Annotated in this window: 1 protein-coding gene and 2 pseudogenes; all 3 read right to left on the minus strand. The window is 61.9% G+C overall.

Translation table 11 applies throughout. The annotated features are described in order from the left end of the window. Nucleotides 1-88: 88 nt before the first annotated feature. Nucleotides 89-894, minus strand: a pseudogene (locus tag DFP89_RS19985) (IS3-like element ISPfe1 family transposase); the annotation flags it as partial. 65 nt (nt 895-959) lie between these two features. Then, nucleotides 960-1,229 carry an SLC13 family permease gene (locus DFP89_RS19990; RefSeq protein WP_245948913.1) on the minus strand — a complete coding sequence of 90 codons (270 nt, stop codon included), beginning with the start codon at nt 1,227-1,229 and terminating at the stop codon, nt 960-962. Between the two features lie 92 nt (nt 1,230-1,321). Next, nucleotides 1,322-1,492: pseudogene (locus tag DFP89_RS19995) on the minus strand (transposase); the annotation flags it as partial.

The raw sequence follows: 1,492 nt of genomic DNA on the forward strand, positions 1-1,492 counted from the left end.
CCGTCTGGGCAACCTTATAAAGGTATCCGGACAGCCGGATGCCACTAGACCTGCTGACCTAAGCAGCCAGAATTTCCCGACATAGGACGTTGTCGCTGACGATGCAAGCGGGCTTGCCGTAAATCCTGACCAGCGCATCCAGTTCCCGTGCCACCCGAGCCCCAGAGATGCTCGTGTCAGCGATCAACGCCAGGTTCTCGCGGCAGCAATCGTCGTTCACAGCCAGAATGCGGAACTTGCGGCAGGCCCCGAACGTGTCGGACAGGAAGTCTAACGACCACCGCTGGTTTGGCCTCAACGGCGCTGGTATTGGCGTCCGGCTACCTCGTGCCCTCTTGCGGCCACGCCTGCGGCGCACCGACAGGCCCTCTTCCCGGTAGATGCGATAGAGCTTCTTCTCGTTCATGATCATGCCCTTGCGCTCCAGCAGGATGCCCACGCGCCGGTAGCCGAACCGCCGGCGCTTCTCGGCAATCTTGTGCATCTCCTCACGGATTTCCGGGTTGTCGGGTGGCCTGTCACGCCGCACCGTCTTCGGATCGACACCGATCAGGACACAGGCCCGACGCTGAGAGATCGGATGATCCTTCATCGCCCGCAGCACCGCGTCCCGCCGTTGCACCGGTGTCGTCAGGGCTTTCCCAAGAGATCCTTCAGAACCACGTTGTCCAGCATGGCATCGGCCAGAAGGCGCTTCAGCTTCGCGTTCTCGTCCTCGAGCTGCTTCAGCCGCTTGGCGTCCGACAGGTCCATCCCGCCATACTTCGCCTTGAGCTTGTAGAACGTCGCGGGGCTCAACCCGTGCTTCCGGCAAAGCTCGGAACTCGGCAAACCCGCCTCCTGCTCCTTGATCATCCCGATAATCTGCGCCTCGGTGAACCGGCTTTTCCTCATGTCGTCTGCTCCTTCTCAGGTTGGGCAGACTCTACATCACAGCGAGGGAACTTCCGGGGGGCAGGTCACCCTGTATTCTGCATACCGGTGCCGACGATCAGCATGGAAAAGATCAGCACAAGGACGCTGGCGTCAATGGAGGCCCAAGCCTCGCCGTTGTCGATGCACCGGAGCACGAGGATGGCAGCGACCGCGACGAGGGCAAGCACGCTTATCTCGGCGAACCCGGCAGCGGCGAGCGCCACAACCGCGAAAAGAGCGAACAGAGCAAGCGGCGCTTTCCCGCGTCGGAACGCGCGCGCCCCCGCGTCCGTGATGGCGGCAAGATCGCCCACCTCGGTCAGACGGGCAAATCCTTCAGGAGTTCCTTCCAGTAGCAGCGTGTCTGCAGGGCGCAATAGCGCGGTGGAGAGGTCGGGTCCTAGCAGTCGATCGGATTTGACGTCCGGATATGTTTCCAGTGCTCGGCCGGATAGTCGTAGAGGGTCAGCAGCGCGTCCCGGTCCTTGACCAGCTTGGCCACCGCCTTGTCCCATTTCACGCCGTAGGTTTCGACGAAGAAGTTGAAGGCGACGTTGGCTTCGGCCTTTGTCCCGGC

It is taken from the genome of Paracoccus lutimaris (genome assembly GCF_003337565.1).
Taxonomy (GTDB): Bacteria; Pseudomonadota; Alphaproteobacteria; order Rhodobacterales; family Rhodobacteraceae; genus Paracoccus; species Paracoccus lutimaris.